The sequence below is a fragment of the Bacillus cereus group sp. MG16 genome (genome assembly GCF_040459875.1).
Taxonomy (GTDB): domain Bacteria; phylum Bacillota; class Bacilli; order Bacillales; family Bacillaceae_G; genus Bacillus_A; species Bacillus_A paranthracis.
Genome location: NZ_JARVHE010000001.1, coordinates 1,823,507 through 1,848,901, shown reverse-complemented (window position 1 = coordinate 1,848,901; position 25,395 = coordinate 1,823,507). Strand labels below are relative to the sequence as shown.

Sequence of the window (25,395 nt, the reverse complement as noted above, 5' to 3'; positions counted from 1 at the left end):
CTAAGCAAACAACGCTAGTTGTTCATGTTCCATATCCACTTCATTTTGTGATTACATACAGATTTCCTCATTTTTGACTAATTTCCGCAATTTATTAAGTTTGCCTAACTGTTCCTCGTTGAGTTTTAATTTATTGAGGAATTGGTTTATGGTTTCTATATTGGTCGCGTGTATTAGTGTATGGACACTTGGCTTGATGATGGTAAGATTTTTGTAGCTGTCATCCCTTGTTTCACTCCATAATCGCTTATGGTGACAGTGGATGTCCCAAGGCGAGAGTTTCTCACCTGTTACACTGCATCTTCCTTTTTGTGCAATATAAAGAGAAATTCGATTATCATTGTATTCTATGGTTGCCCGTTCATTTATAACTGGGTTTTCTCTTAACCATTTCAGTTCCGCTTCGGTTATTTCTGCCAAGTTTTTGTGTATAAGGGCTCGTCCTTCTGCGGTGTATCTGTTAATAGATTGCTTTTTCATCATCGGTTTTTTGTGTTGAATATAGGAGATTGGTAAAATAGGACATTTCATGAGAAATCTCATCGCTTTTGACTTTAGGTATGGTTTAATACCTCTGTCTTTCCCTTTATATTTCCCTATATTCGTGTATCCGTTTGTGTTGCTTTTTCCTCTAATTTTTGACTTTGGGAATCTGTTATACATCATGTGACCAAGACTATGGTTCATTTTACTGAAATCCAGGGAAGCATGCGTTGCTATTTTATAATAGTTGTGCTTACCAATGACCATGCTGTTGTATATACTGATTCTCTTAATTGTTTCATTAGAGTTTGGGGTTCTCTGTATCCTTTTCACTTGTTTTGCTAAATCTTGTTTTGTTTTTTCCAGTGCTTTTGGAGAGATGTGTGTTACTGCAATGTATCGTGTGTTACCGTTCTTCTTACCTTTCTTTACAGCCTTAAGAGTGAAACCTAAGAATTCACTCTGTTGCTTTTTCAGATTGGTTACTTTAGACTTTTCGGTTGAGATAGGCAGTTTTAGACGTTCTTCTAACCACATTTGAGTTGCTTCGAAAATTTTCTCCGCATTCCTACGTGTATTTGTAAAGATTTTAAAATCATCTGCGTATCTTACGATATACATTGGTTTCATCTTGGATGTTTTGGATAGACAATATGTTACAGTGTCATTACTCCAAATCCCATCTTTCAATCTCGGCTTTACCTTCTTGGCTTTGAAAGTTTCCCATTGATTACTAATCCACCAGTCAAATTCGTTAAGGTTAACATTGGCGAGTAGTGGACTAAGGATACCACCTTGCGGGGTACCTTTGGTCGGAAATATCGTTTTGCCGTTAGGCAGTTGCACTGGCGCTTTCAATATTTTCCGGATAATGACTAGTAGTTGTTTGTCACGAATACCCAGTGTCCATAGTTGGCGCATGAGTTTGACGTGACTTACTTCGTCAAAGAATCCCTGAATGTCTATATCCACCACATATGTAAGGTTTTGCTGATTTACCCGTTTTGTTGCGTCTGCTATAGCATTTTCAGCACTTCTGTTTGGGCGAAATCCATGACTTCGGTTACAGAAGTGTGCTTCACAGATAGGCTCCATTACTTGTAAGATGCATTGTTGGATAATCCTATCCCACATACTTGGTATTCCCAGAGGTCTGGTTTTCCCATTGGGTTTCGGTATTTCCTTGCGCCTTACTTTCTGCGGTTGGTAGTTTTGAAAGCGTCTTTTTACTTCGTTCAAGAAATAGCTTTGTTCCATTCTCTCAATATCCTTAATGTTTACATTGTCACAAGCTGCTGTTTTACTCCCTTTGTTTCCTTTAATATTACGAAACGCGAGGAGTATATTTTCATCTGATATAATGATAGGCATTAAATTTTTAAAAGAATTTTTCTTTGTTGCCTTCTGGTATAAGTTATCTAAGAAAGTTTGGATACCGTAGTATTCGTTGTGTCTTAGTTTCTTATTCTTTGGCGTGGACTTAGTTCTATCATTCATGGTCTATCACCTACTCTCATATTGATTTGGTGACCTTTTGAGTCTTACCAGAATCCATGCAAGATTAGATGAAATTTCAGTTCCTACAAATAGGCTTGTGGCTGTTCCTCCAATTCCATTACAGAATCTTCAACGGTCGTGCCACTACTCTCACCACTATTAAGAATACTTCCCTCGGTTACCCGTTTCGTATTCAACTATATCCGCCGATAGAGTCATAGACCCAACGTTAGTGGCTTTCGACGTTCCGTTCAGACTATCGTTGTTTTAAAGATCTTTCAATCTCCGATTTAGGTGCTTGCTTTACCCCGTGTCTAGCTCCGTTGCCTGTAACAACGTTAGGATTGGTCACTATGCGATGTTTCCAATCCATTAGACAAGTCTTATTTTCAGACTCCGAATCATTTCTGACCCGTAAACCTATCGAGGTGTACATTCGCAAGTTCGTCAGTGTTTACACATTCTCACCTTGTCGGTTGACAGCATACGGTACTTAGTTAGTTCCAGCCGGTTTATTATTCCTGCTGGCTTTCGGTTATCCATATAGACACTACGAACCGTAACCGCATGTTTTACCCTGCTTCCAACATCTCACTCTGCCGAGTGTATGCAGTTGGGAATCTCACTGGGAGAGTTTCGGGGCGTTACTCCTTCATTCCTCTCACTCGCCTGAACAGTTATCCTACTCTTTATTGTTTTCGATGTTTCTACAATTAAGAATAGTCCTCGTTGTCGCCTATGCTCCCGCATTACTTACTCGAGAACGTCTCGCACCGTATACGATTTCTCTCCAAAATACAGGTACCATTCCTGCTAATCATATACTTGTAACTGATACAATTCCTATCGGTACTTCGTTCATCCAAAATAGTGTAACAATTAACAACGTGCCGCAACCAACCGCAAATCCATCCACAGGCATCCCGATTTCAACACTTGCTCCTTCTGAATCAGCAACGATTTCTTTCCGTGTCCTAGTTACTTCAATTCCACCAAGCGGAGAGATCCAAAACCAAGGTAACGTTTCATTCCAATACCAACCAGATGCTACTAAACCACCGGTATCCGTTACTACGCCTACACCTACTACAATTACTCCTGTAAACGTTGGGACTATTAACCCGATAAAAACCGCTGATAAATCCATCGTTTCAGTAGGTGATACGATTACATTTACTATCACATTCCAAAATGAAGGTACGATTCCTGTCACTGACATTTCTGTTACAGACTCACTTCCTGTCGGCACATCATTCGTTCCAAATAGTGTCACAATTAATAACATTCCCGTTCCAAACGCAAATCCATCCACAGGCATTCCAGTCGGAACTCTTAATCCAACAGAATCCGTAACTATTTCATTCAAAGTACAGGTTATTACACTTCCAGCTAATAGAATGATTACAAATATCGCATCCATTACGTATACTTCTCAACCCGACCCGACTAGACCACCTATCACAACAACGACTACAACACCACCAATTACGATAGAAGTAAACCCTAATGAGCCAAACACATTTATTAAGACCGCAAATGTAAATAGCGCCCATCTCGGTGATTTCATCACATATACACTTACCTTTACTAACAATGGCACCATCCCAGTAAATAACGTACTCATTACCGACCCACTTCCTCCTGAAGTTACTTTCTATCCAAATTCAGTAACAGTAAATGGAGTAGCACGTCCCGGAACTAGCCCAACTATCGGTATTCTTATCAATACTGTTAATCCAAGTGAATCCGTTGTTGTTCGTTTTATCGTTCAAGTAACAGCAGAGCCACGAAATGGTCTCATTCAAAATACCGCCCGCATTCGCTATACACTCAGACCAGATCCTACTAAACCACCGATTTTCGTTGATGAAACTTCAGAGCCAAACATTATTCCGTTTATCGGTCCGTTCGTCTCACCAAATTTAAATTGTTTCTTTAATGGGGAACGTTTTATCCGGCGCGGTTGGAATAGAAGATGTTAGCAATATAAAATAAAAAGACAGCGTCAAAAAACGCTGTCTTTTTATTTTATACATATACAGTTTTTAAGTTAGTTTCATATCTTTTTCATTATAAAAACCATCTTCTTTTTCCATTTCCTTTTGTAATTTCGTAAAGGAACGGTACATGGCAATTCTCCATGACACAATCATCGCGAACGCCAGTAAGAAGAACATGCCACTAAGTTGTCCTAAATCAAGAGATTGACTTAAGTATGTTTTAAATACAATTCGCACGACAAGTAATCCAATTAATATAAAAACAAAGGCTTTGGAACGCTTCAAATAAATCTCTTGTCCTCTAATTTCAAATTTAGATGTTTTAATAAGAAAAATAGAGAAAAACAAACCTACGCCAATCGCTTCTAACATCTCTGCTGGAGTTAATCGAAATTCAGGAAAAACATACATCAATGCTCCCGTACTCATAAAAAATGGTGGAAGTATAATTTTTTTCAATGTTGCAGGTTTCTTAGCTGCTTTTAAACGAATAAACATCGCACCAACAGCCATACAAACAGCAACGATACTGGATAAAACAACTATGTTCATATTTTCTCATCCTTTTTTGTGGCTATATACAAAATATACTTTCATTATATGCTTTTCCGTTAGTATTTCCAACATTTTCACAGAATAATACTAAAAACCCGTAAAACCACCAAATAAACTTGAGAAATATACGATAATTTTTGTCATCCAGTTAAAGTATAAGAAGATACCCATGATAATCATAATGTATCCCCCGATTTTCATGAACTTCATACTGTTTCTTTTAATCCAAGACATTTTCGTAATAAAGAATGATAGTACGAAGAACGGGATAGCAAATCCAAGTATGTATGCAATCATATAAATCATTGCTGATTCTGGATTTGTTGCTGCTAATCCAATAACCGATACTAAAATAGGTCCTGTACAAGGTGTCCATCCTGCCGCAAATGCCAACCCAATTAGAACAGAACCAAAATAACCACTCGGACGATTTTTAAACGTGAATTTGCGATCTTGCATTAAAAACTTCGGCTTAAACACACCGACAATAATAAGACCGAACACGATGATAAATATACCACCTAACTGTCTAATTAAATCTTTATAATTTGTAAAGATGCCTCCAATAAAACTTGTACCAAATCCAATTGCAATAAATATAATTGAAAATCCAAGTAAGAAAAACGCTGTATGTATCATACTTCTTTTGCGAAGCATTGCATTTTCTTCTTTCAACTCAGAAACCGACATACCTGTTATGTACGATAAAAATGCCGGATAAAGCGGTAAGCAACATGGGGAAATAAATGATAAAAACCCAGCACCAAACGCTAAAAAAATACTAATATCTTGCATTATTCCACTCCTCTCCTTACATATTGTAGCAAAAACATATAAAAATACTATGAACAATTCGTGAAATCACTTTTCCAACGTGATAATAAGAAAAACTACCCTTTCACACTTTTTCTAAAAAACGTTTTTATTTCCTTCTATTTATATAGAAAAATCTCAATTACACTACAAAACCTCTCTAATGTTATTAACATAACAAAGGTAATATAGTTTCTCAAATGATTAGCATGTTATTCGTACGTTTATATACATATTGATTAAAAAAATTTTTTTCAAATGCTGTCTTTATACAATACAAACTTGATTTTACAATACTTCTATTATTATTAATTTCAAGATTATGCATAAATATCATACTTTTATTATTATTCTATAAAATGTCGCACTTTTCTTTTATTTGACCCTTCATTTTTAATTTTGTATACTTCCCTCTAGTTATATATGTCCGTTACGGAACAATTGCATATAGATGGGAGGAATATTTCATGCTTCGTTATTCTCTTTTAGTTTTATTAGGAGCGTGTAGTTATGGGATTTTAGCTATTTTCGTTAAACTTGCATATGCAGAAGGCTTTTCACTTGGAGAGGTAATTGGCAGCCAATATTTGTTCGGTTGGATTATTTTGCTTGCTATTACACTTCTATTTTCTAGACATCGTGTTCCATTAAAACAAGCTTTAATTTTATTCGTTGCAGGTACATCTGCAAGTTTCACTGGAATTTTTTATTATGCTTCATTAAAAACTGTACCAGCATCTATCGCCATTATACTTTTATTCCAATTCGTTTGGGTCGGAATTATTATTGAAGCAGTCGCAACAAAAACTTTACCTTCAAGAGAAAAAGTTATTTCTGTTATTTTCTTACTCGCAGGTACATTTTTATCAAGTGGTTTACTAGAAAAATCAGCAGGTGATTTCGATACGACTGGAATTATATTAGGCCTATTATCTGCTGTTACATTTGCCACATACATTTTTGTGAGCGGAAAAGTTGCTGTTGAAGTACCTTCATTACCACGCGGTGTTCTTTTAATGGCTGGTGCTTTAACTTTAGTAATGATCGTATTCCCTCCAACATTTATTTTTAACGGTGCAATTTCTGAAGGACTTTGGAAATACGGTTTAGGTTTAGGAACATTTAGTATCGTCATTCCTTCTATCGCCTTTACAATTGGTATTCCAAAGATTGGTTCTGGCTTAGCGACTATTCTTGGCGCTGCGGAACTACCAGTTACAACAATTATGTCTGTATTCGTTTTAAAAGAAGCTGTACTATCTTCACAATGGTTCGGTGTATCACTTATTTTAATCGGAATTGCAATCCCGCAAATTGCTTATGCAATGCGTGGACGTTATCGTAAACATCATACACATAAAAAAGTTGCTGCATAAAGTGAAGACTTACACATGATAAACGAGAGAGGATTTTCATTTGAGAATCCTCTCTTTTATTATTGTATACTTATAGTAAATACTTTATTTAAGAAAGAGGGCATTATAAGTGGCATCAAATCTAGAACAGTTAACTGATCAACTTATTTCTATTCGTAGAAATTTACATGAGAATCCAGAATTATCCTACGAAGAATTCAAAACGACGAAAGCTATAAAGAATTGGTTAGAAGAAAAAAATATTACAATTATCAATTCTAGTTTAGAAACGGGCGTTATTGCTGAAGTTTCGGGGAATAGTAACGGACCGCTTATAGCAATCCGTGCTGATATTGATGCCCTTCCTATTCAGGAAGAAACAAATTTATCCTACGCTTCAAAAATCCATGGAAAAATGCACGCTTGTGGGCATGATTTTCATACAGCTGCTATTATAGGTACAGCTTATTTATTAAAAGAAAGGGAATCTTCCCTAAATGGAACTGTTCGCTTTATATTCCAGCCGGCTGAAGAGAGTAGTAATGGCGCTTGCAAAGTTATTGAAGCTGGGCATTTACATGGCGTACAAGCTATTTTCGGTATGCATAACAAACCTGATTTACCAGTAGGTACAATCGGTATTAAAGATGGTCCACTTATGGCCGGAGTTGATCGATTTGAAATTAAAATTCACGGAGTTGGTACACATGCAGCTGTACCAGATGCTGGGGTAGATCCAATTGTCGCATCCTCTCAAATTGTGATGGCACTACAAACTATTGTAAGCCGAAATATAAGTTCTTCACATAATGCCGTCGTCAGTGTCACAAACATCCATTCAGGAAATACGTGGAACGTTATTCCTGAAAAAGCAATATTAGAGGGTACTGTTCGTACTTTCCAAGCTGAAACACGCGAAAAAATTCCAGCCTTAATGGAACGTATCATTAAGGGCGTTTCTGATGCACTAGGTGTAAAAACAGAATTCCATTTTCATTCAGGTCCTCCTGCCGTCCATAATGATGAAAGTCTTACTCATTTATGTACACAAACTGCACAGGAAATGTCACTAGACGTGATTACCCCTACTCCTTCCATGGCTGGCGAAGATTTCTCTTTTTATCAACAACACATACCTGGTTCCTTCGTCTTTATGGGAACAAGTGGTACACACGAATGGCATCATCCCGCTTTTACAGTAGATGAGCGAGCATTACCTATAAGTGCAGAATACTTCGCTTTGCTAGCTGAAAGGGCACTTAAACAATTTGCATAAAAAAGGAGCCGTTAAGACATATTTAACGGCTCCTTTTTTAAGTTAAATCACGTTTTAAAAATACTGTATAGGAAATGATTAAAAATACAAATAAATACAGTAATAACATACATGATGCAAACGGGAACGTTACTCCATCAATAAAGCTTCCATTCTTTGCAATACTATATAAATCTGTGTTTGCTGGCAATAAATATTTCGCCCAATCGTATCTAGTTGCTGCTAGTAATGCGATGTTTCCTGATAAAGCAAGAAATAGTGAAATACCAATCGCCCCTCCGCTAGATCTTGTTAGCACAGAAATCATAAACGCAAACGCTGCGTACACAATCGTCGGCAACCACGATAAAATATAATACTTACTAGCTTCTACAAAAATATTTTGTTTTATAATATTTCCATCTTGGAAAATAAACTCGCTCCATGCAGGCTGCTGGAATTTATAAATAACCAGTCCACATAAAATGGAGAAAATCATATTAAATATAAACAATAATGCTGCAAATATGACAATTGCTAAAAACTTAGCTGTCAAAATTTTAAAGCGACTCGCTGGTCGTATTGTTAAAAATTTATATGTTCCCCAGCTATATTCATTCGCAAAAATTGTACTTGCATACACGAGGATAAACGGAAGTAATATTGGAAATACGATAAAGCCTGTATCTCTCATGAAAGAAAGTGGAGAACTACTTGCCGGTGCTGTATCTGTATCTAAATGCTTCATCTTAAGCTGATATTCCTTTACAAGCTCATCCCCAGATCGTTCCGCTAAAATTGCTTCTTTTTCCATGCCTAGCTTTTTCTCAATTTCTACAGTTCGTTCTGTATAATCAGCTTTCCATCCTTTTGTTTCCGGCTCCAAATACTTTACAGTAACCCATCCTAATCCGATTATTAATACTGCAATAACTGCAAATGGAATAATCGTTCGCTTTCGCTTAAATATTTTATACAATTCGTTATACACTAAATTAAACAATATCTTTTCCCCCTGTTAATTCTAAAAATTGCTCTTCTAACGTTTTTCTTTCTTCATATACACGATACACTTGAATGTTTTTCTCAAGCAATGTACGAATAACATTTGGGATTTCTTCATCTTTTACATGAATAAGTAAATCATTACCTTTTATTAAAACATCTTGGTCTAACATTTCTGCCGCTTTATTCGCATCATCTACGCGTATACGGATTGTCTCCATCTCTTCACTTTGATTATGCTGAATATTTTGCGTCGCGACATATTCTCCGTGCTGAATAATGATAACTCTATCACACATTAGTTCAACTTCTGAAAGTAAGTGACTAGATACAAGAACAGCTTTTCCTTGTTCATGTGCAATTTTCTTTATGTACATTCTCATTTCATGTATTCCACTAGGATCTAATCCATTCGTTGGTTCATCTAATATTAATACATCTGGATCATGAATAAGCGCTTGGGCAATTCCTAAACGTTGTCTCATGCCGAGTGAATATGCTTTTACTTTGCGATCAATTACTTGTCCCATCCCTAGCAATTTCACTACTTCATCGATACGTTCTTCTGTCACGTTACCATTCATGCGTCCGAAATATGTTAAATTCTCATAGCCGCTCAAAAATGGATAAAATTCCGGTGTCTCAATTACTGCTCCAATTTTCGAGGCAGTACTTTCAAATTGCTGTTTTACAGATTGACCGTCAATCCAAACTTCGCCCTCTGTCATACGAATCATGCCGACCATCATTCTCATTAAAGTCGTTTTTCCAGCACCATTTGGTCCAAGCAAACCAACTACTTCACCTTTTTTAACTTCGAAACTAATATTTTCTACAAGTGTCTTTGAACCGATTCGCTTCGTTAACCGCTCGACCTTTACAATTGATTGTTCATTTGTCATGCTATACAACCTTTCCTTCCCATTCTTTGTCAGGTCTTTACACTGTAACATGATTATTTTTATGTGTAAAATGGAAAAAGGCATGATTTCTCATGCCTTTTCTTTAAACTGAAATGAATTTTCATCTTGTAAACTTTGAACAAATCGAATACATTGCACCATCGATAATAGAAGAATAACAATCATAATTATACTCACTACTACTATTGCATATATTGTAATCGGTGCACTATTTATCCCTTGTATTCCTGTTATTTTCATAAAGATAATCGTAAATAATTTTAAAAATAACATCCCATTAACTAATCCAAAAACAAACGCTGCTCCATAAATAAATAATTGCTCCTGACATAATAAACATAGTACATCATTTCTCTTCCTATTCTCTGCTACATAAGATTTAATTTCTTCTTTCCTCGCTTGCAGAAGAGAATAAGTCATTTTATATGTAATAAACGTACATATGAAAATGACTACGATAAACAACGTGTAAAAACACATTTGAAATAAAAGTGTAGTCCCTAATTCCCCAGCAACTACTTCATTAAATTGTAGCGATATCATAAAAAACAAAATCATAATACTCATAGCAATCCACATAAATTGCTTCTTCCTTTTGGTAGCAAATGTTCTTATATTTTTTCTCGCTAACCGACATAAAGACATAAAATTCTTCCCCTACCTTATTACATACGCATTCTATACTACTAGTGTATAAAAATATGACATTTTAAACATCGCACTACAATCGGAGTTTTTTCTAAGCCTTTAGTCCTAGAAAACAAAAATGAACATGTTTATCTCTTTAGTATAGAACTAAAAAAAGAACAATAAAGCGGAAAGGCAATTATATTGCCTTTCCGCTTTATTGTTTAATGAGGTGTACTTTTTAATAACTTAATTAATCTCATCCTCAACTTCTATTCTTTTCTTCTCTCTTGCAATTTTTAAAAACTCTAGTAGCTCTGGATTGCTATTCATTTTTTTGTAAGCTACTGACATTTCTGCAACAAAATTAGAATCATATAGCTCTTTATATACAACTTCTGTTTTATATAATTTATTTGCCGATACGGGTATGACTGTAATTCCAATCCCCGCTGCTACAAGTCCCATAACTGTTTGATATTCCGTCGCTTCTTGTACGATACGCGGACTAAACCCGACGTCGCGGCAAAGTGATAAAATTGTATCGTATAACGCTGGCCATACTGGTCTCGTAATAAATACAAACGGTTCATCCCGTAAATCTTCTATATGTATTTCATCTTTTTCTGCAAGTGGATGAGCCTTCGGTAAACATAACGTACAAGATAGTTTTTGAATTGGCTCTAATTCTAATAATTGTGTCGGGATTGGTGGACGCAAAAATCCAATATCAATACGATTATCATGAAGTGCATGCACTTGATCTGGAGTAGATAATTCATGTAATGCAACAGACACCCTCGGAAATTTCTTTCTATACTCCCTTACGATAGATGGTAAAATATCATATATCGCCGCACCTACAAAACCAATTGAAAGTGAGCCCACTTCTCCCCTTTGGGCACTTTGTGCAATCTCTACCGCTTTTTCAATTTGTTCGAACGCTTTTTTTACTTCTTTCAAAAACATTTCTCCAGCTTCTGTTAATTCAACCTTTCTCTTCGTTCTTGAAAATAACATAACTCCCATTTCTTTTTCTAATTGCTGAATTTGTTGACTAAGCGGTGGTTGTGTCATTTGTAAACGAGCAGCCGCTCGTCCAAAGTGTAACTCCTCTGCCACTACAACAAAATATTGCAAATGCCGTAATTCCATTTTGGACACCCTTTTCCATTTCAATTAATACGTCTAATATATTAATAACATATAATTTATATATTAGACAAATTTTTTGAATGAACGTATAGTAGAAATTGTTAATTCTTTTTTACAATTTTTATGTAAAAAAAGAAAGAGGTGGTTACTGTATGAAATGGTGGAAATTAAGCGGACAAATTTTACTATTATTTTGTTTCGCTTGGACAGGTGAATGGATTGCAAAACAGGCACACCTCCCAGTTCCAGGAAGTATTATCGGTATTTTTTTATTATTAATCTCATTAAAATTTAACCTAGTGAAAAAAGAGTGGATACAAGACGGTGCAGACTTTTTATTAAAAGAACTTATTTTATTTTTCATTCCTTCTGCAGTCGCTGTCATACGCTACAAAGATACACTATCACAATATGGAATCGATCTCATCTTAATTATTATGATTAGTACACTTTGTGTCACTCTCGTTACAGGACTCTTAACAGAATTGCTACTAAAGCGGAAAGGATCCGTGCAATGATCGGCTTTCTTTGTTTACTATTAACACTATTCACATATTGGATATCGAAGAAAATGTATCAACGCTGGAATTGGAGCCTACTTTCTCCTCTTCTCGTCTGTCCTATTATTTTAATCGCTTTATTACTCGGACTAGACACATCTTATGAAACGTATGAAACTGGAGGCCACTGGTTAACAGAATTATTAAAACCTGCAACAGTTGCTTTCGCGTGGCCCATCTATAAATACTTTGATTTACTCAAGAAACATGGAATGGCTATTTTACTTAATGTCATTGTCGGTTCGTTTCTATCAGTTATTACTTCAGCACTACTAGCAAATTATTTTCAAATTGATTCATCGTTAGAACATAGTTTAGCACCTCATATTGTAACGACGCCAATTGCAATGGCCATTTCAGAAATGATTGGTGGTATGTCACAATTAACAGCAGTATTTGTTGTTTTAACTGCGTTAACAGGAGCATTGCTCGGACCTTCTCTCATTCGTATATGCCGTATTAAAACAGCAATTGCAAAAGGTATTATGTTAGGAACGAGCGCAAATGGAACCGGCACATCAAAAGCATTCGAAATCGGTCCTGTAGAGGGAACGATTGCAAGTTTATCTATGCTTTTAACTGCAGGAGCTAGTTTAGTTATCGTTCCGCTTTTCTTATCGTGGATACATTGAAAAAGCAAGTGTTTAAACACTCGCTTTTTTATTTATGTATTTGTTTAAAATCTCATAATCCTCCGGGAAAGATAACGTTAATTCCTTCATTTCATCTATCCTCTTCCAAGCAATTTCATGTATTAACTCATCAGGATCTTGGATTTTCATACTACCGCCTATTTTTTTTACGACATAATAATGAACGTATACAGGAACCCCATATGTAATCCCTTCTTTTTCGTATATTTTACTTACAACTTCCACATTGTAACCTGTTTCTTCCCAAACTTCTCGGATACAACATTCCTCTAGTGTTTCTCCTTTTTCAAGTCCTCCACTTGGGACGGACCACCTTTTTTCTTCACCCTTTTGTCCTTGCAATACCATTAAAACCTCATTTCTTTCATTTACACATACTGCTGCACAACCTATCCATCTTTCCATAGACATCCCTCCCCTACTACTATTCGTCTCCTTTTTTATTTTCTCCTTGAAAAAAGAGGAAAAAAGGAAAACAATGACGAAAATTTACATCAACTTCATAGGCAGTTCCTTCTTAGAAATTAAAAACGGAAGGATGAAAGCATGATTTTTAAATATGTTGTGGAATGTGTCTTTTGTGAAGAAAATCGAAAACATCGCCAAGCTATCGTCACAGTTCCTGCTACTACTCAGCTACTAGCCATTGAAAAAGTGCGTGCAGAATGTAAACGTCGTTTCGGAAAAGCTTTATTATTACAAACTGAAATTAAAGAAGAAATAGTTTTTGAACAAAAAGAAAGCTGACCATAAATTGGTCAGCTTTCATATCCGATCATATTTTCACATGAAGATTAGGGGCATCCTCTTTAAGGATCGGGATTTTCCCATTATGTACGTTCCATAATGGTCATCGAACAATATATTTCTATACAATTAAATATTGAATAGAATAGGGCAAAACTTGTTCGCATTTTTAGAAAAGGGATAGGGATATAATTCAAGTAGTACTTCGAATACTCGAACTTTACACTCATTATATTAAAGCAAATCCTTTTATATGGGAAATATGAATTACTTACATAATTCATTCGTAAAACATATTAGTTTGCTATATTATTTTTATCCCATTAATAACATACATCCAGCGAAAACTGGTGTCATAATCATTGAAAACTTCAAAAGCATACGTGGTGCATGATTTGTAAACTTCGCACCGATATAAGCTCCTAGCATCGTCCCAATTAATACTTGCAATAATAATATATAATCTAGATACCCTTCTGAACTATACCCTAACCCACCCCCAATCGCAATGGGCAATATAACAAGCATTGTTGTTCCTACAGATTGCTGAATCGTCAATCCTAATAGAACCATTAATCCAAGTTGAATAAATGGTGCAGAACCAATCCCAAATGAACCAGCCATCATTCCAGTGACTAATCCAAGACATATACATTTCATTATGTTCTCTTTCGAAAAATCTTTAATCTCTGCTAAAGGTAACTCTTCCCTATTTTGAAACTTAATTAATTTAATAAACATAAAAATTGCAGATAAAAATAACATCCCAGCTGTAAACCAATGAAGAAGATGTCCTGGTATAAGTGAACCAATTTTTGAACCGATATAAGAACCAAGCGCTCCAAATCCCCCAACAATCCCGCCTATAGTAAGTACTACATTTCCTTCACGATAATGACTTATAACCCCAGATAATGTCGTAAATGCCATAGCAGTTAAAGACGTTGCAAGTGCAACGTGAATAGGAATATGGAATACTAAAGTGAGTATCGCGATAATAAACCCGGCTCCCCCAGCTCCAACAAACCCTAATAAAATCCCCATTACTAACATCGTTATAATAATTGCCACATACTCTCCCTCCAGTAAGGCAATTATCCACCATATTCTTTCTTCTACACAAATAAAAAGCATCCATCTAGGATACTTTTCATTTCAATACTATGTACTCAATCTTGATTAATCAAAATAACCGCGGGGCCAGCGACTACTACTCCAGCTACTTCGATTTTTTCAAATTCCTTTACTGTAATAGATATAACGCCTTCTCTTTCCATCAATTCTTTACTCAGGACATCAGTCGGTATAGCTTTCACCGTCTTACCTCCTTTTCATTTATACAATATGCAAAAAACAACTTAACGCATCTATATATATGCATCACCTCCGCGTTCATTCCTTATTCCCTTCAAAATCCTTCTCTCCCTTCCGTAACGTATTGAAAAATAAAAAAAGCACTCGCAATCGCGAATGCTTTTTCATTATTTACTTTCTATTACTTTTAACATTCTATTAATAAATGCTGCCGATTCTCCACGCGTTGCAGAATCTTTCGGCATAAATTCATTATTTTCATTTCCTTTTACAATACCTAATCCATAAACACGTTGTACAGCTTGTTTATCATATGCTAAATCTTGATCTGAAAATGGTAACGAGACTAAGTTACCTTTAATTTTTTTATATTGCAGTGCACGGTCAATCATGATAACAGCTTCATCTCGTTTAATCGTATCGTTTGGAGCAAATATACCATTTCCTCTACCACTTATTATCCCAGCACTTGCTGCACGATTAATACCATCTATTAGCGATGGATGTGCTGTATTTAAGTCATTAAAATTCGATGATCCTTCAGGTAGCTGCAATGATCTTGATATTAAATTTGCAAATTCACCACGTGTCACAAGGCGCTCTGGCCAATAAGAACCTTTTCCATCTCCAACCATAATACCGCGCTTATCTAATTCACGAATGTCTGCTTCATACCAACCACCCGTTATATCATCTTTATGGTTCGCATCATAATAAACTTTCGTTCCTTGCAAGAATGGTTCCCACCCATTATTTTTAATCATAATCGCTGGACAAATCTTCCCACTCCAAAATTGATGTTTTTTCACATTTTCTAAAGGAATATTTAATTCCCCCATTAAATAAGCTGCTAGTTTACGAGCATTTTCAACAGCTTTATTATAATCACCATCTTCGTTTACAGCAATTTCAATCGCAATTGATTCTCGATTCCCAGTTCCTTCTGCTCCATCTCCTGCATGCCAAGCATTTTCGTTTAATGGCAGGTGTTGATAAATCTCTTTATCGTCTACCGTAAAGTGCCACGACGCTGAACGATCTTCCGTTCCCGTTGCTTGGTTATATAAATATATCGCATGGTTTCTAGCATTTGCCCCAACATTATAATTATCGGTCTCATGAATCGTAATATACTTCGGGTTCATCGCATAACCTGGACGAATATTTTCATTTCCTTTTGGTACAATCATTTCTTTTAAAGGTACACCATAAATATCCGTTGTTTTCTCTTCTATTGGCGCAGCATACATAGCTGCTGCACGTTTTGTACGTGTTGGTGCTGCATCTTGTATAAGTGAAGCTTTTGTTCCTTCAAATTTCGCTGAAGGTGAATGAATCCACTTCATCTCATTATTTATTTTTACTTGGAACCATTCTCCCGCCTGTCCAATTGCTTGAATAGTTTGCGGCTCCAGTACATTTTCTTCTTTGTATGAAGTAAATGGTTCAGAGTAAGTAGAGCTTTCTTCATTAATAACTAACTTTTCACTTAATAACGGGTGAATTTCTTTAACCTCTACATTTCCATCACTATTTTGTATCCATCCCGTTCCCGATGAAGTTTGAACATAGTAAGCGTTTCCTTTTCTCTTCTCAGCTTTTACGACTTGATTCGAAATACGAATCCCTGTCTCTTTTTGAAAATTACTAGAATCGTATAAAGGTACTTCTTTCACTATATGTACAAGAAACTCACCTTGCACTTCACTTCTTACTCCTTTATCTTCCCCTCGACCATCTTCATCTTTCATATGGTTTTCAATACTTTTTAAAGCTTGTTCATCAGATGAAACTGTAACAGTTTTTCCAAGTTCATTAGCATAGGAATAATTTGGAATCGTTACCATACTAAATACAATTGATGCAGCTAAAACATTATAAAATCCTTTTTTCATCATACTACTTAACACGCATATCATTAAATTCGTGTTAAAATTCCCCTCCTCAACCAAAATATAGATTATCTACTAAACTATTAAGCAACATAACCATTTACAATATAACAGACTCATTCCAATTCGTATAGATAGGAATGACTACTATTTGCCTACATTTACTATATTGGAATATAAAAAAGAAGCTATAATATATAGCTTCTCTCTACGGTTCTTTAATCGGTATGCACCTTATATTCCAAAACTTTACCATCTCTATCAAATTGTAAAACAAGATGTTCACTATCTATGGGAATAAAGCCACGTTCAGTTCCAAGATAGTACGAAGTGATAACCCCGTTTTCTCCATTTCTCGTTTCAGTAGGCGTTCCTAATAATTGTGTAATTTCTTCATTTGATTTTCCTGTTAATTTATATTTTTGCAATAGATCATCTACCATATGTACCCGTTTATCTTCAGCATGTAACCACCGATCTTGGTTAAACTTGGAAGTGTACATATTCATACTTAATTGTGCAGTACATACTACTAACGGAATAAGTGCTACTATTAATACTCCCGACATTTGCTTCTTTTCTTCATTACGATTTTTAGCAACATATAAGATCGACTTTTGAATCATAACTAATAAAACAAATGGCATGACTATTATAAAAATGCTCGTTACACTTAATGACGTATGAGCCATACCAATAATAAACATAAAAGCAAGATACATGAGTATATACAAACAAATATAAACATACAAAATACCCCTTAATATAGCACTCAGAAAGCCCACCTCTTTTTAATTCATTATATAATTCATTCGATTAATGGTTTCTCGAAGTTTTTCTAACTCTTGACCTGTATATATTACTTTCCCCGTTAAGAATTCATTTCTGAAAAACGATACAAGTTGCTCTCTATCTTTTAATCTCGGCGTTTTTTCTTCAGAAAGATCTAACACTTCTTTCCCATTCTCATTATAAAAATATACAATCGGATTTATGTTTTCCTTTACAATATCAACTTGCATTTCTTTCAAACAATTGTATAGAATATGAGATAGTTTCTTCGCTCTATATACTGGGTTCCCGTCATTTTTCACTTGTATCGTTAATGAATCTTCACCTGTAATATATTCAAACGTCTCTTCTTTCTCTATCTCTTGTTGATACTTGCCAATTTCATCAATCATAAATGAATATGTACTAGCATTTTCTTTCGTTAAGCCATGAATTAATTTCCCTGTCCATTCTTTCGTTTCAAGTACATACATACCCGTTTTACTTAAAACAAGATGATGAATTCGAAAATCATTTCTTCCATGCTGATTCCTCATAAAAACATTCGGCATAATATGAAATTCATTATCTAGTATTATGCCTTGCTCTACGAAGCCACGCTTCATATACTGTAATGTTTCGTGTGTACTCACTTCGGCTCCATTTTTCGTATACTCTCGCAAATCTGCAATTAACTTTTGAAACATATGTATTTCGTTACTATGTTTTTCTTGCATTTCACTGCGTTCTTTACTATGTTGCACAGCTAATTGATTTTTCATCATACGCATATTTTCAAGTTCTCTCGCTGCACTTATTTGTAAATCATTGTATTTTTTCTGTTCCATATTTTTTAATGTATTTTGCTGCTCTTTATATTCTGTAACCGTAGCTGCAATTTCATTTTCGTACGTTTCAATTGCTTGTTTTTTTTCAAATTCCGCTTGCTGACTCTCTGATTCTAGCTGTTTATTTTTATAAAACAGCACGAATACTGCAGCTAATAATAATAAAATTACACCTATTAGCACATAATCCATATTTTTTCTCCTTTATTTCATTCCCTGCTTTTTTCCATTCACATTTCTACTACATTATACTATGTAATTCCTATATTTTTTGTAAAAATTTCACACGCAGTCAAAAGACCTTGTAATTCTACAAGGCCTTTTGTAAACTTCCTTTATTTTGTAGTAAGTACATATTATAATACAATCCTTGTTCACTCAGTAATTCTTGATGTGTCCCTCTCTCTACTATCTCTCCATCGTGCATAACAAAAATTTGATCTGCATCTTGTATGGTAGATAATCTGTGTGCAATCGCTATCGTAGTCCGTCCTTTTCGCATTTGCTGTAACGCTGTTTGGATTGCATCTTCAGTTTCTGTATCAATATTTGCTGTTGCTTCATCTAATACTAACACTTTCGGATTCGTTGCTATCGTTCTAGCGAAAGCAATTAATTGTCGTTGACCACTAGAAAATGCAGCTCCTCTTTCTACTACTTCCGTTTCATACTGCTCTGGTAATTTTTCAATAAACGTATTCGCTTGCACAAATTGTGCCGCTTCTTTTACTTCTTCATCCGTAATTTCTTCATTATACATACGAATATTTTGCTTTACATTTCCCGCAAATAAAAATGCATCTTGCAATACAAGTCCTATTTTCTTTCTAATTTCTTGTTCTTCAAATTTCTCTAACTCTACACCATCTATTACAATATTTCCGGACTTAATATTATAGAATCTCAGTAATAAATTCATAATAGTACTCTTTCCGCTGCCAGTGTGCCCAACGAAAGCAACCGTTTGCCCTTGTTTCACGTGAAAAGATACATTTTTTAAAACATCACGTTTTCCATCGTACGAAAAAGTAACATTTTTAAATTCAATATCTCCATTAATAACTTGAGGATTTCCATCCCCTTTTTGAACTGGCGCTAAATCTTTCTCATCCATTAAATGAAATACACGTGATGATGAAACCAGTGCCTGTTGGAAAAATGATAATTTCATCATCATCTCATTTACAGGCTGGAAGAAACGATGGATATAGTTAACAAACGCATATAAAACGCCTACTTCAACAGGACTCTTCAAAGCATCAATTCCAAATAAACCAAGTACTAACGCAATAGCTACAATATGAACTAAATCAGTTGCTGGACGTAAAAGCAATGCATCTAACTTTAATGTACGTCGCCCTGCACTATAATGTTTATTATTCACTTCTTCAAATTCTTTTCTCATGCGCTTTTCTTGTCTGAACACTTGAACAATATTCATCCCTTGAATGGACTCGTTTAACTTTGCATTTAACACACTTAATTGATTACGGACTTCTAAATAAAAAGCTGCACTTTTCCGACGATATAGCACCATAATCGCAAACATGATCGGAATTAATACGAGAGAAAATAGCGCTAATTTTACATTTAATAAAAACATCGCTACTAAAATCCCTACTAAAAATACGATATTTTTAACAAATGTTGATAATACACTGACATAAAAATCTTTAATTGCTTCTGTATCATTCGTTATGCGCGATACGAGCGTACCAATCGGCGTACGATCAAAGAAACTTAATGACAACTTTTGAACATGCTCATATACTTCAACACGCATATCTTGAACAATTTTAAAAGCGATATTTTGAAAATATAACAAGTCTAAATAAGTAAATAATACTTTTAATAAGTGAGCAACAATATACACTACAAATAGAGTAACAAGTGCTGATTGATCAAAGTTACGTGGTACTAAGTGTTCATCAAGGAATTGTTTAATTAAAAAAGGACCCATCATTTCTGTTACAGTTGCACCAACTAGAAATAAAAATGCTAATGCTAACAGTCCTTTATATGGCCTCATATAAGACAGTAATCTTCTTAAATCGCTCTGTTTTTTCTCAGCCATCATACGCCTCCTTTCTCGACTAATGCTTCTAACTGCTGGCTCTCATACATTTCTTTATACCAACCATGTTCTTTCATTAGTTGTTCATGTGTACCTCGTTGTACAATTTTACCTTCATCCACAACAAGAATAAGATTGGCATGCTGAATTGCACTTAAACGATGGGCAGTAATAATTGTCGTTTTCCCTGCTCTCTCCCTCTTTAAAGCATTTAAAATCGTTTCTTCTGTTTTTGCATCTACTGCTGATAAACAATCATCTAAAATTAAAATTTCAGCATCCGTTAATAAAGCACGCGCAATAGAAATTCTCTGTTTTTGACCTCCAGATAAAGAAACACCTCTTTCCCCAACTACTGTTTCATATCCTTCTGAAAATTGAAGGATGTCATTGTGAATACAAGCAATCTCTGCAGCACGGGTAATTTCATTATATGTAGCATCCGCCTTTCCAAAGGCAATATTCTCCCCAATACTCGCTGAAAATAAAAAATGATCTTGTGGCACATATGAAATAGCAGAACGGACACCGTAAAGTGTTACATCTCTAATATCCCGCTCTCCAACTTTTAATTCACCATTAAAATGATCATACTCACGGATTAAACATTTTAATAAAGTCGTTTTCCCTGCACCTGTACGTCCCACGACCCCTAAAGTTTCCCCCTTCTTCAAATCAAAGTGAATATCTGTTAAATGTAACAGTTCATTTTTCTTATACGAAAACGAATCGACCGCAAATGAAACATCACCGCTCGCTACTGTATGCACAGCATTTTCTCTATTTACTACATCTGATTTTTGTGAGAGAATTTTTTCTACACGGTCATACGAAGCACGCCCACGCTCCATAATATTAAACAGCCATCCAAACGCTAACATCGGCCAAACGAGGGTACCTAAATACGTCGTAAATGTAACTAGATCACCTACTGTTAATTCACCTCTCACAACTAATACTGACCCGTAACATACTGCGATTAAAAATGAAAATCCTACGATAAGAGCGATTGTTGGATCAAATAACGAATCAATACGTGCAACTAACATATTTTTATGTACGACATCTTCTGATTTTTTTCGGAACGCTTGCAAATCTTCTTTTTCTTGTCCAAGCGATCGAATTACCTTCATCCCACTCATACTCTCTTGCACTTTATCATTGATTTCCGAAAACGATTGCTGTGCTTTATGAAACCTTTTATGTAATAAAGTGCCGTAATAATTTGTCGATATTGCTACAATCGGCATTGGAATTAAGCTTAACAATGTTAACTTCCAACTAATTGTAAAACCCATTGCTACGAGTACACATCCTCCAACAGCCAATGAATCAACAAGTGTTAAAACACCCGCCCCAGCAGTTTGCTGAATTGCTTGAATATCATTGGTCGCGTGCGCCATTAAATCCCCTGTGCGATTTGACTGATAGAAAGATGGACTCATCTTTGTAAAATGTTCATACAAATTTTTCCGTAATTGGCGCGCTAACTTTAATGAAGACCCAAAAATCATAATGCGCCACACGTAACGTAATATGTACATCGTAATACCTACGAGTACTAAGAGTACAACCCATTTCAGTAACTTATCAGTCGTTAATGTTCCATCGTTAATTTCATCTACAACAATCCCAATCACTTTTGGTGCTACAAGTTCTAAAAGTGCGACGCCAAATAATAAAATAATTCCGGTTATGTACGCTCGTTTTTCTTGTTTAAAAAACCACGCTAAATTCATAAACACTTTCATATTTTTCCTCCTCCCTTAAAATGAGCGATGTTTTCAGTTTAACAAAAATACAGAATTTTTAAAAGTTTTAAACTCTATTCGTATAAAAAAGAAAAGACACTCTTAGCGAGTGTCTTTTAGCGCTTATTTCATTTGTTGCTTGTTCATCGCGCTCATCATTTGATTGATTTTCTTTTGGGAAGGTTTTTGTCCCATTTGCATCAAAACCCTTATATATCAAGGTTTGACGACTGTTTCCCACCACTTTTTCTGTTAAGAAAAATATAGCACATCTTCATTTACCTTGTCTATAAAACTCCAGTATCTTATACATAAGTGGTTTATCATTCATCTATTCTTTATTATTTTGGGTCTGGAACGCTCGCTAGGTCATTACCATATTTATCAAACAAACCTTTAGATTTATGTCTTAATTCTAATCCTTCTTTCATTTTATCTGAATTTGTTTCATTAACTGCTTGCAATATTTTTGTCCCACTATCCATCATTACTTCATAACTTGTTATTAATGTTTCATGATGTTGTTTATATGCATCTGGGATATGTTGTTGTGGATATGTTTTTAATGTGCCATAATCATTTCCAATTGCTTTGTATCCATTTATTATAGCGTCTTTCCACTTACTATCTCCAAACAACGTTGGATTAGATTCTGCTTCATTTAGTAACTTTTGAATAATATCATTTGCCATTGCAGTCTTTTCCATAATGATAATAATATTATCAACATATTTTTTTCTCTTCTCTTTCTCATCTTCAACTGAACTAACTTTTGGTTCTTCTTTAACTTGTTCAACTTTAGTTTCTTCTACCTTTTCTTCTACTTTTGATTCTTCATTTTTAGTTTCTTCTTTGACTGTATCTGTCTTTGACGAACATCCAGCCACTACTGCGACTATCAATAGCGTAACTCCCCATTTTTTCAACATTTACTTATCCCGCTCCCTTTTATAAATTCCACACTGTCTGTCACTAATAAAAATATCATATTTTACCATATATATATACTTTCTATTATGTAATATTTTTAAAAATCTGATTCTCACAAACTTTTACAAACCAGTTACTACGTGGGATGTTTGTAGTAGAGTGTTTACATTTTTCATATTTCTTTAAAATTCAGTTTAAACATTCTTTTTATTGTGTAAAAGAACGGGCGAAGCCCCACCGAACGAAGTGAGGTAATGAGCCGAAGGCGAACGGGAGAGCGTTAGCGAAAGAAAGATAGGGGAGCGTTAGCGACCTTCCTTTAATACTATCTATTCTTTTTACTATCTATTTTCTATACCTATCGCTTTTTGTCCATTTTTGTTCATTTTTTGATATAGGTCTTATCACTTTTCGTCCTAAAATGGACATTTTCTGATGAACTAATTTCGCTTTTTGACCAAAACAGGACAAAAAATGATACCTGGTTGCATTTTAAACAAGCCATTTGACATTTCAAAATGTCTAAGAGGGTGTCAAGATTAATAATTAGGTACTTTTGAGACAGGATAAAAACCTTTGTTATCAAGGGATGTACATGTTAGCGTAATTTGCAGACTTTATATATATTAAACAGAATCATGAAACCGAAAATTGCAGAGATTCACAAATCAAAAATGACCTCTCAAATTTACTTGTACTAGATTTTAAGAATCAACCCAATACCAAAACACCTAAAACAACTAGAACGCTATACAAAGGAAAATAAAGGTATATCATGAGATGCACCCAATATTTCTATTACCAAGGGTCACCGCTGTCAAAATTATTTTGAACTGTTACATTTCCAAAAAACTTCTCTGAACCTAATGTCTCTATTTCACCATTTATAAAACGTGCACAGATTCTACCAGAATAAGTACCCTCACCTCTGTTAGTCCATTTATAAGACATTACATCTTTATCAAAGTTTAATGAGTAAGAATATGTACCATTACGATATAGATAAAGTGTATAACCAACGAAGCCAGAATAGTTTTCAGCATTAACATCCTTACTCCATGTATAAGTAACTATTCCATCTCCATCTTCTGCTACTTCTCCTACTGCTTTAATGTCCATTGGTGATACATTAGTTTCATAATTGTTAGGTGGTAAAGGTTTAACAGTTTCATCTTTAATTTGAAATTTATTAGATGTCTGCGCTAAACTTCCTTCATCTTCTACATATGTATTAAATAGAATAGAGACCTTAATAAAATACTCACCTGCTTGCAAGTTTGTATAATTAATAGAATCAGATATAGTTGTAGTAGTTGAAATCTCCACATTATCCTTTAAAAATACAACCTTATATCCCTCCCATTCACAATACTTAACGTTATTATCATCGTGTGTCCAAGAGAAACTAATCTCTCCAAGAGATGTAGGTGTTTGATTTTTAATATCATAACCCTTAATTTCACCAACATTAGTTTGTAATCCATTAGGAGCACTAGGCAAGGCAGGCGTTACACCTTCATGGTAGTATAAAGAATCATCAATTTGACTTTCCCAATCAGTAGGTCTAGTTTCTCTCCAATAAATTTCATTAACATAATCAGAAAAAGAAGTTGTATTGTCCAAACGACAGGTAATATTTAAATATCCCTTCTTTTCAACAGATACACCGATAATACTATAATTTTTGTTTCCTATAATTATTTGTCCATCGCTTTTACCAACAAGTTTCATAATTTTTCTGGTCAAAGAAGTATCCCTTACAAACACATGAATCTCTGAATCAATTGTAACCATTGATACTGTGCTTTGATAATGTTGTGTGTAATCACTTGTGCGCTGAATAACCGCAGGACATTTCAAAAGATATTTACTTGTTTCATCCACATACTTTAAATTAAATATGATATTGTGCTCACACTGTCTCATAATCCCTTTATAATTTTCCGAACGTGGTACAGTTACTTGATTCCAAATCATCCAATACATGTCGTTATAATAGATGTAATCACCACGCATCATTGCGAAATTAGTTGAAAGATATTTATCATTAAATTCTCGAGTATCAGTATTTGTAATGATTCCATACTTCTTAGCGCCATTTATAAACACTTCTTGACCTGCTAATGACATCATGTCATTGAATGCGTTATATTGCAGTTTAAAAATATTAAATTTATCCATTTTTTA

At 34.9% G+C, this 25,395-nt stretch carries 22 protein-coding genes and 3 pseudogenes; 6 read left to right on the top strand and 19 right to left on the bottom strand.

The annotated features are described in order from the left end of the window. Window positions 1-51: 51 nt before the first annotated feature. Window positions 52-1,980: a group II intron reverse transcriptase/maturase gene (gene ltrA / locus QCI73_RS09555; protein ID WP_000999901.1), complete on the bottom strand. Its 1,929-nt coding sequence runs from the start codon at window positions 1,978-1,980 to the stop codon at window positions 52-54. Between the two features lie 773 nt (window positions 1,981-2,753). On the opposite strand from ltrA, the pseudogene QCI73_RS09550 reads away from it, so the two are divergent. After that, window positions 2,754-3,962: pseudogene (locus QCI73_RS09550) on the top strand (DUF7507 domain-containing protein); the annotation flags it as partial. Between the two features lie 63 nt (window positions 3,963-4,025). Here the strand turns inward: QCI73_RS09550 and QCI73_RS09545 are convergent. The 3 genes and pseudogenes from QCI73_RS09545 to QCI73_RS09535 all read right to left on the bottom strand — a co-directional run bounded on the left by QCI73_RS09545 (window position 4,026) and on the right by QCI73_RS09535 (window position 5,475). Next, entirely contained in the window at window positions 4,026-4,532 is a 507-nt protein-coding gene (locus QCI73_RS09545) for a CcdC family protein (protein ID WP_001028639.1), read from the bottom strand. 90 nt (window positions 4,533-4,622) lie between these two features. Then, window positions 4,623-5,330 (bottom strand): cytochrome c-type biogenesis protein CcdA, encoded by a 708-nt coding sequence (gene ccdA, locus QCI73_RS09540; protein WP_001152681.1) that lies wholly within the window; start codon window positions 5,328-5,330, stop codon window positions 4,623-4,625. A gap of 16 nt (window positions 5,331-5,346) precedes the next feature. After that, window positions 5,347-5,475 (bottom strand): annotated as a pseudogene (locus QCI73_RS09535) (peptidase T). A 340-nt stretch (window positions 5,476-5,815) separates the two neighbouring features. On the opposite strand from QCI73_RS09535, the gene QCI73_RS09530 reads away from it, so the two are divergent. Together QCI73_RS09530 and QCI73_RS09525 are read left to right on the top strand one after the other, a co-directional pair. Beyond that, window positions 5,816-6,724, top strand: a complete 909-nt coding sequence (locus QCI73_RS09530; RefSeq protein ID WP_274310758.1) for an EamA family transporter — start codon at window positions 5,816-5,818, stop codon at window positions 6,722-6,724. A gap of 109 nt (window positions 6,725-6,833) precedes the next feature. Next, a complete protein-coding gene (locus QCI73_RS09525; protein ID WP_353822809.1) occupies window positions 6,834-7,979 on the top strand; it encodes a M20 peptidase aminoacylase family protein in 1,146 nt (381 codons plus the stop codon). 37 nt (window positions 7,980-8,016) lie between these two features. Here the strand turns inward: QCI73_RS09525 and QCI73_RS09520 are convergent, their stop codons facing one another. The 4 genes from QCI73_RS09520 to alsR form a co-directional block, all read right to left on the bottom strand. Then, window positions 8,017-8,961 carry an ABC transporter permease gene (locus tag QCI73_RS09520; protein WP_046198981.1) on the bottom strand — a complete coding sequence of 315 codons (945 nt, stop codon included), beginning with the start codon at window positions 8,959-8,961 and terminating at the stop codon, window positions 8,017-8,019. Further along, window positions 8,954-9,865 carry an ABC transporter ATP-binding protein gene (locus QCI73_RS09515; protein ID WP_000180642.1) on the bottom strand — a complete coding sequence of 304 codons (912 nt, stop codon included), beginning with the start codon at window positions 9,863-9,865 and terminating at the stop codon, window positions 8,954-8,956. Before QCI73_RS09515 ends, QCI73_RS09520 begins: the two co-directional genes overlap by 8 nt. A gap of 90 nt (window positions 9,866-9,955) precedes the next feature. After that, the gene (locus tag QCI73_RS09510) at window positions 9,956-10,531 is read right to left on the bottom strand and encodes an FtsX-like permease family protein (RefSeq protein WP_000050609.1); all 576 of its coding nucleotides are present in this window, start codon (window positions 10,529-10,531) and stop codon (window positions 9,956-9,958) included. Window positions 10,532-10,762: 231 nt separating this feature from the next. Continuing rightward, entirely contained in the window at window positions 10,763-11,668 is a 906-nt protein-coding gene (gene alsR / locus QCI73_RS09505; protein ID WP_000423223.1) for an acetoin biosynthesis transcriptional regulator AlsR, read from the bottom strand. A gap of 152 nt (window positions 11,669-11,820) precedes the next feature. Here alsR and QCI73_RS09500 point away from each other — a divergent pair, with 152 nt between their 5' ends. Continuing rightward, window positions 11,821-12,186 (top strand): CidA/LrgA family holin-like protein, encoded by a 366-nt coding sequence (locus QCI73_RS09500; RefSeq protein ID WP_000872364.1) that lies wholly within the window; start codon window positions 11,821-11,823, stop codon window positions 12,184-12,186. Beyond that, window positions 12,183-12,860: an LrgB family protein gene (locus QCI73_RS09495; RefSeq protein ID WP_000578958.1), complete on the top strand. Its 678-nt coding sequence runs from the start codon at window positions 12,183-12,185 to the stop codon at window positions 12,858-12,860. The genes QCI73_RS09500 and QCI73_RS09495 overlap by 4 nt, the downstream gene beginning before the upstream one ends. A 12-nt stretch (window positions 12,861-12,872) precedes the next feature. Here QCI73_RS09495 and QCI73_RS09490 read toward each other — a convergent pair whose 3' ends face one another. Continuing rightward, a complete protein-coding gene (locus QCI73_RS09490; RefSeq protein ID WP_000442971.1) occupies window positions 12,873-13,286 on the bottom strand; it encodes an NUDIX hydrolase in 414 nt (137 codons plus the stop codon). Window positions 13,287-13,427: 141 nt separating this feature from the next. Between QCI73_RS09490 and QCI73_RS09485 the strand changes: the two genes are divergently transcribed. Next, a complete protein-coding gene (locus tag QCI73_RS09485) occupies window positions 13,428-13,628 on the top strand; it encodes a DUF3903 domain-containing protein (protein ID WP_327922752.1) in 201 nt (66 codons plus the stop codon). Between the two features lie 315 nt (window positions 13,629-13,943). Here the strand turns inward: QCI73_RS09485 and QCI73_RS09480 are convergent, their stop codons facing one another. From QCI73_RS09480 to QCI73_RS09435, 10 genes and pseudogenes are all read right to left on the bottom strand, one after another. Continuing rightward, complete coding sequence (locus tag QCI73_RS09480) at window positions 13,944-14,699, bottom strand: sulfite exporter TauE/SafE family protein (protein ID WP_327922751.1); 756 nt, start codon at window positions 14,697-14,699, stop codon at window positions 13,944-13,946. 98 nt (window positions 14,700-14,797) lie between these two features. Then, window positions 14,798-14,944, bottom strand: a complete 147-nt coding sequence (locus QCI73_RS09475) for a BC1881 family protein (protein WP_000644411.1) — start codon at window positions 14,942-14,944, stop codon at window positions 14,798-14,800. 165 nt (window positions 14,945-15,109) lie between these two features. Further along, window positions 15,110-16,837 carry an S-layer homology domain-containing protein gene (locus QCI73_RS09470; protein ID WP_353824099.1) on the bottom strand — a complete coding sequence of 576 codons (1,728 nt, stop codon included), beginning with the start codon at window positions 16,835-16,837 and terminating at the stop codon, window positions 15,110-15,112. A 215-nt stretch (window positions 16,838-17,052) separates the two neighbouring features. Next, the gene (locus QCI73_RS09465) at window positions 17,053-17,619 is read right to left on the bottom strand and encodes a hypothetical protein (RefSeq protein ID WP_353822808.1); all 567 of its coding nucleotides are present in this window, start codon (window positions 17,617-17,619) and stop codon (window positions 17,053-17,055) included. A 6-nt stretch (window positions 17,620-17,625) separates the two neighbouring features. Then, the gene (locus QCI73_RS09460) at window positions 17,626-18,645 is read right to left on the bottom strand and encodes a nuclease-related domain-containing protein (RefSeq protein ID WP_327922750.1); all 1,020 of its coding nucleotides are present in this window, start codon (window positions 18,643-18,645) and stop codon (window positions 17,626-17,628) included. A 118-nt stretch (window positions 18,646-18,763) separates the two neighbouring features. Continuing rightward, entirely contained in the window at window positions 18,764-20,527 is a 1,764-nt protein-coding gene (locus tag QCI73_RS09455; RefSeq protein WP_000818391.1) for an ABC transporter ATP-binding protein, read from the bottom strand. After that, window positions 20,527-22,278 (bottom strand): ABC transporter transmembrane domain-containing protein, encoded by a 1,752-nt coding sequence (locus QCI73_RS09450; RefSeq protein WP_327922749.1) that lies wholly within the window; start codon window positions 22,276-22,278, stop codon window positions 20,527-20,529. The genes QCI73_RS09455 and QCI73_RS09450 overlap by 1 nt, the downstream gene beginning before the upstream one ends. A 123-nt stretch (window positions 22,279-22,401) precedes the next feature. Beyond that, window positions 22,402-22,485: pseudogene (locus QCI73_RS09445) on the bottom strand (YneF family protein); the annotation flags it as partial. A gap of 134 nt (window positions 22,486-22,619) precedes the next feature. Beyond that, window positions 22,620-23,207: a hypothetical protein gene (locus QCI73_RS09440; protein WP_074568254.1), complete on the bottom strand. Its 588-nt coding sequence runs from the start codon at window positions 23,205-23,207 to the stop codon at window positions 22,620-22,622. A gap of 799 nt (window positions 23,208-24,006) precedes the next feature. Further along, window positions 24,007-25,389, bottom strand: coding sequence for a hypothetical protein (locus QCI73_RS09435; protein WP_074568253.1), 1,383 nt, complete (start codon window positions 25,387-25,389; stop codon window positions 24,007-24,009). Window positions 25,390-25,395 lie beyond the last annotated feature (6 nt).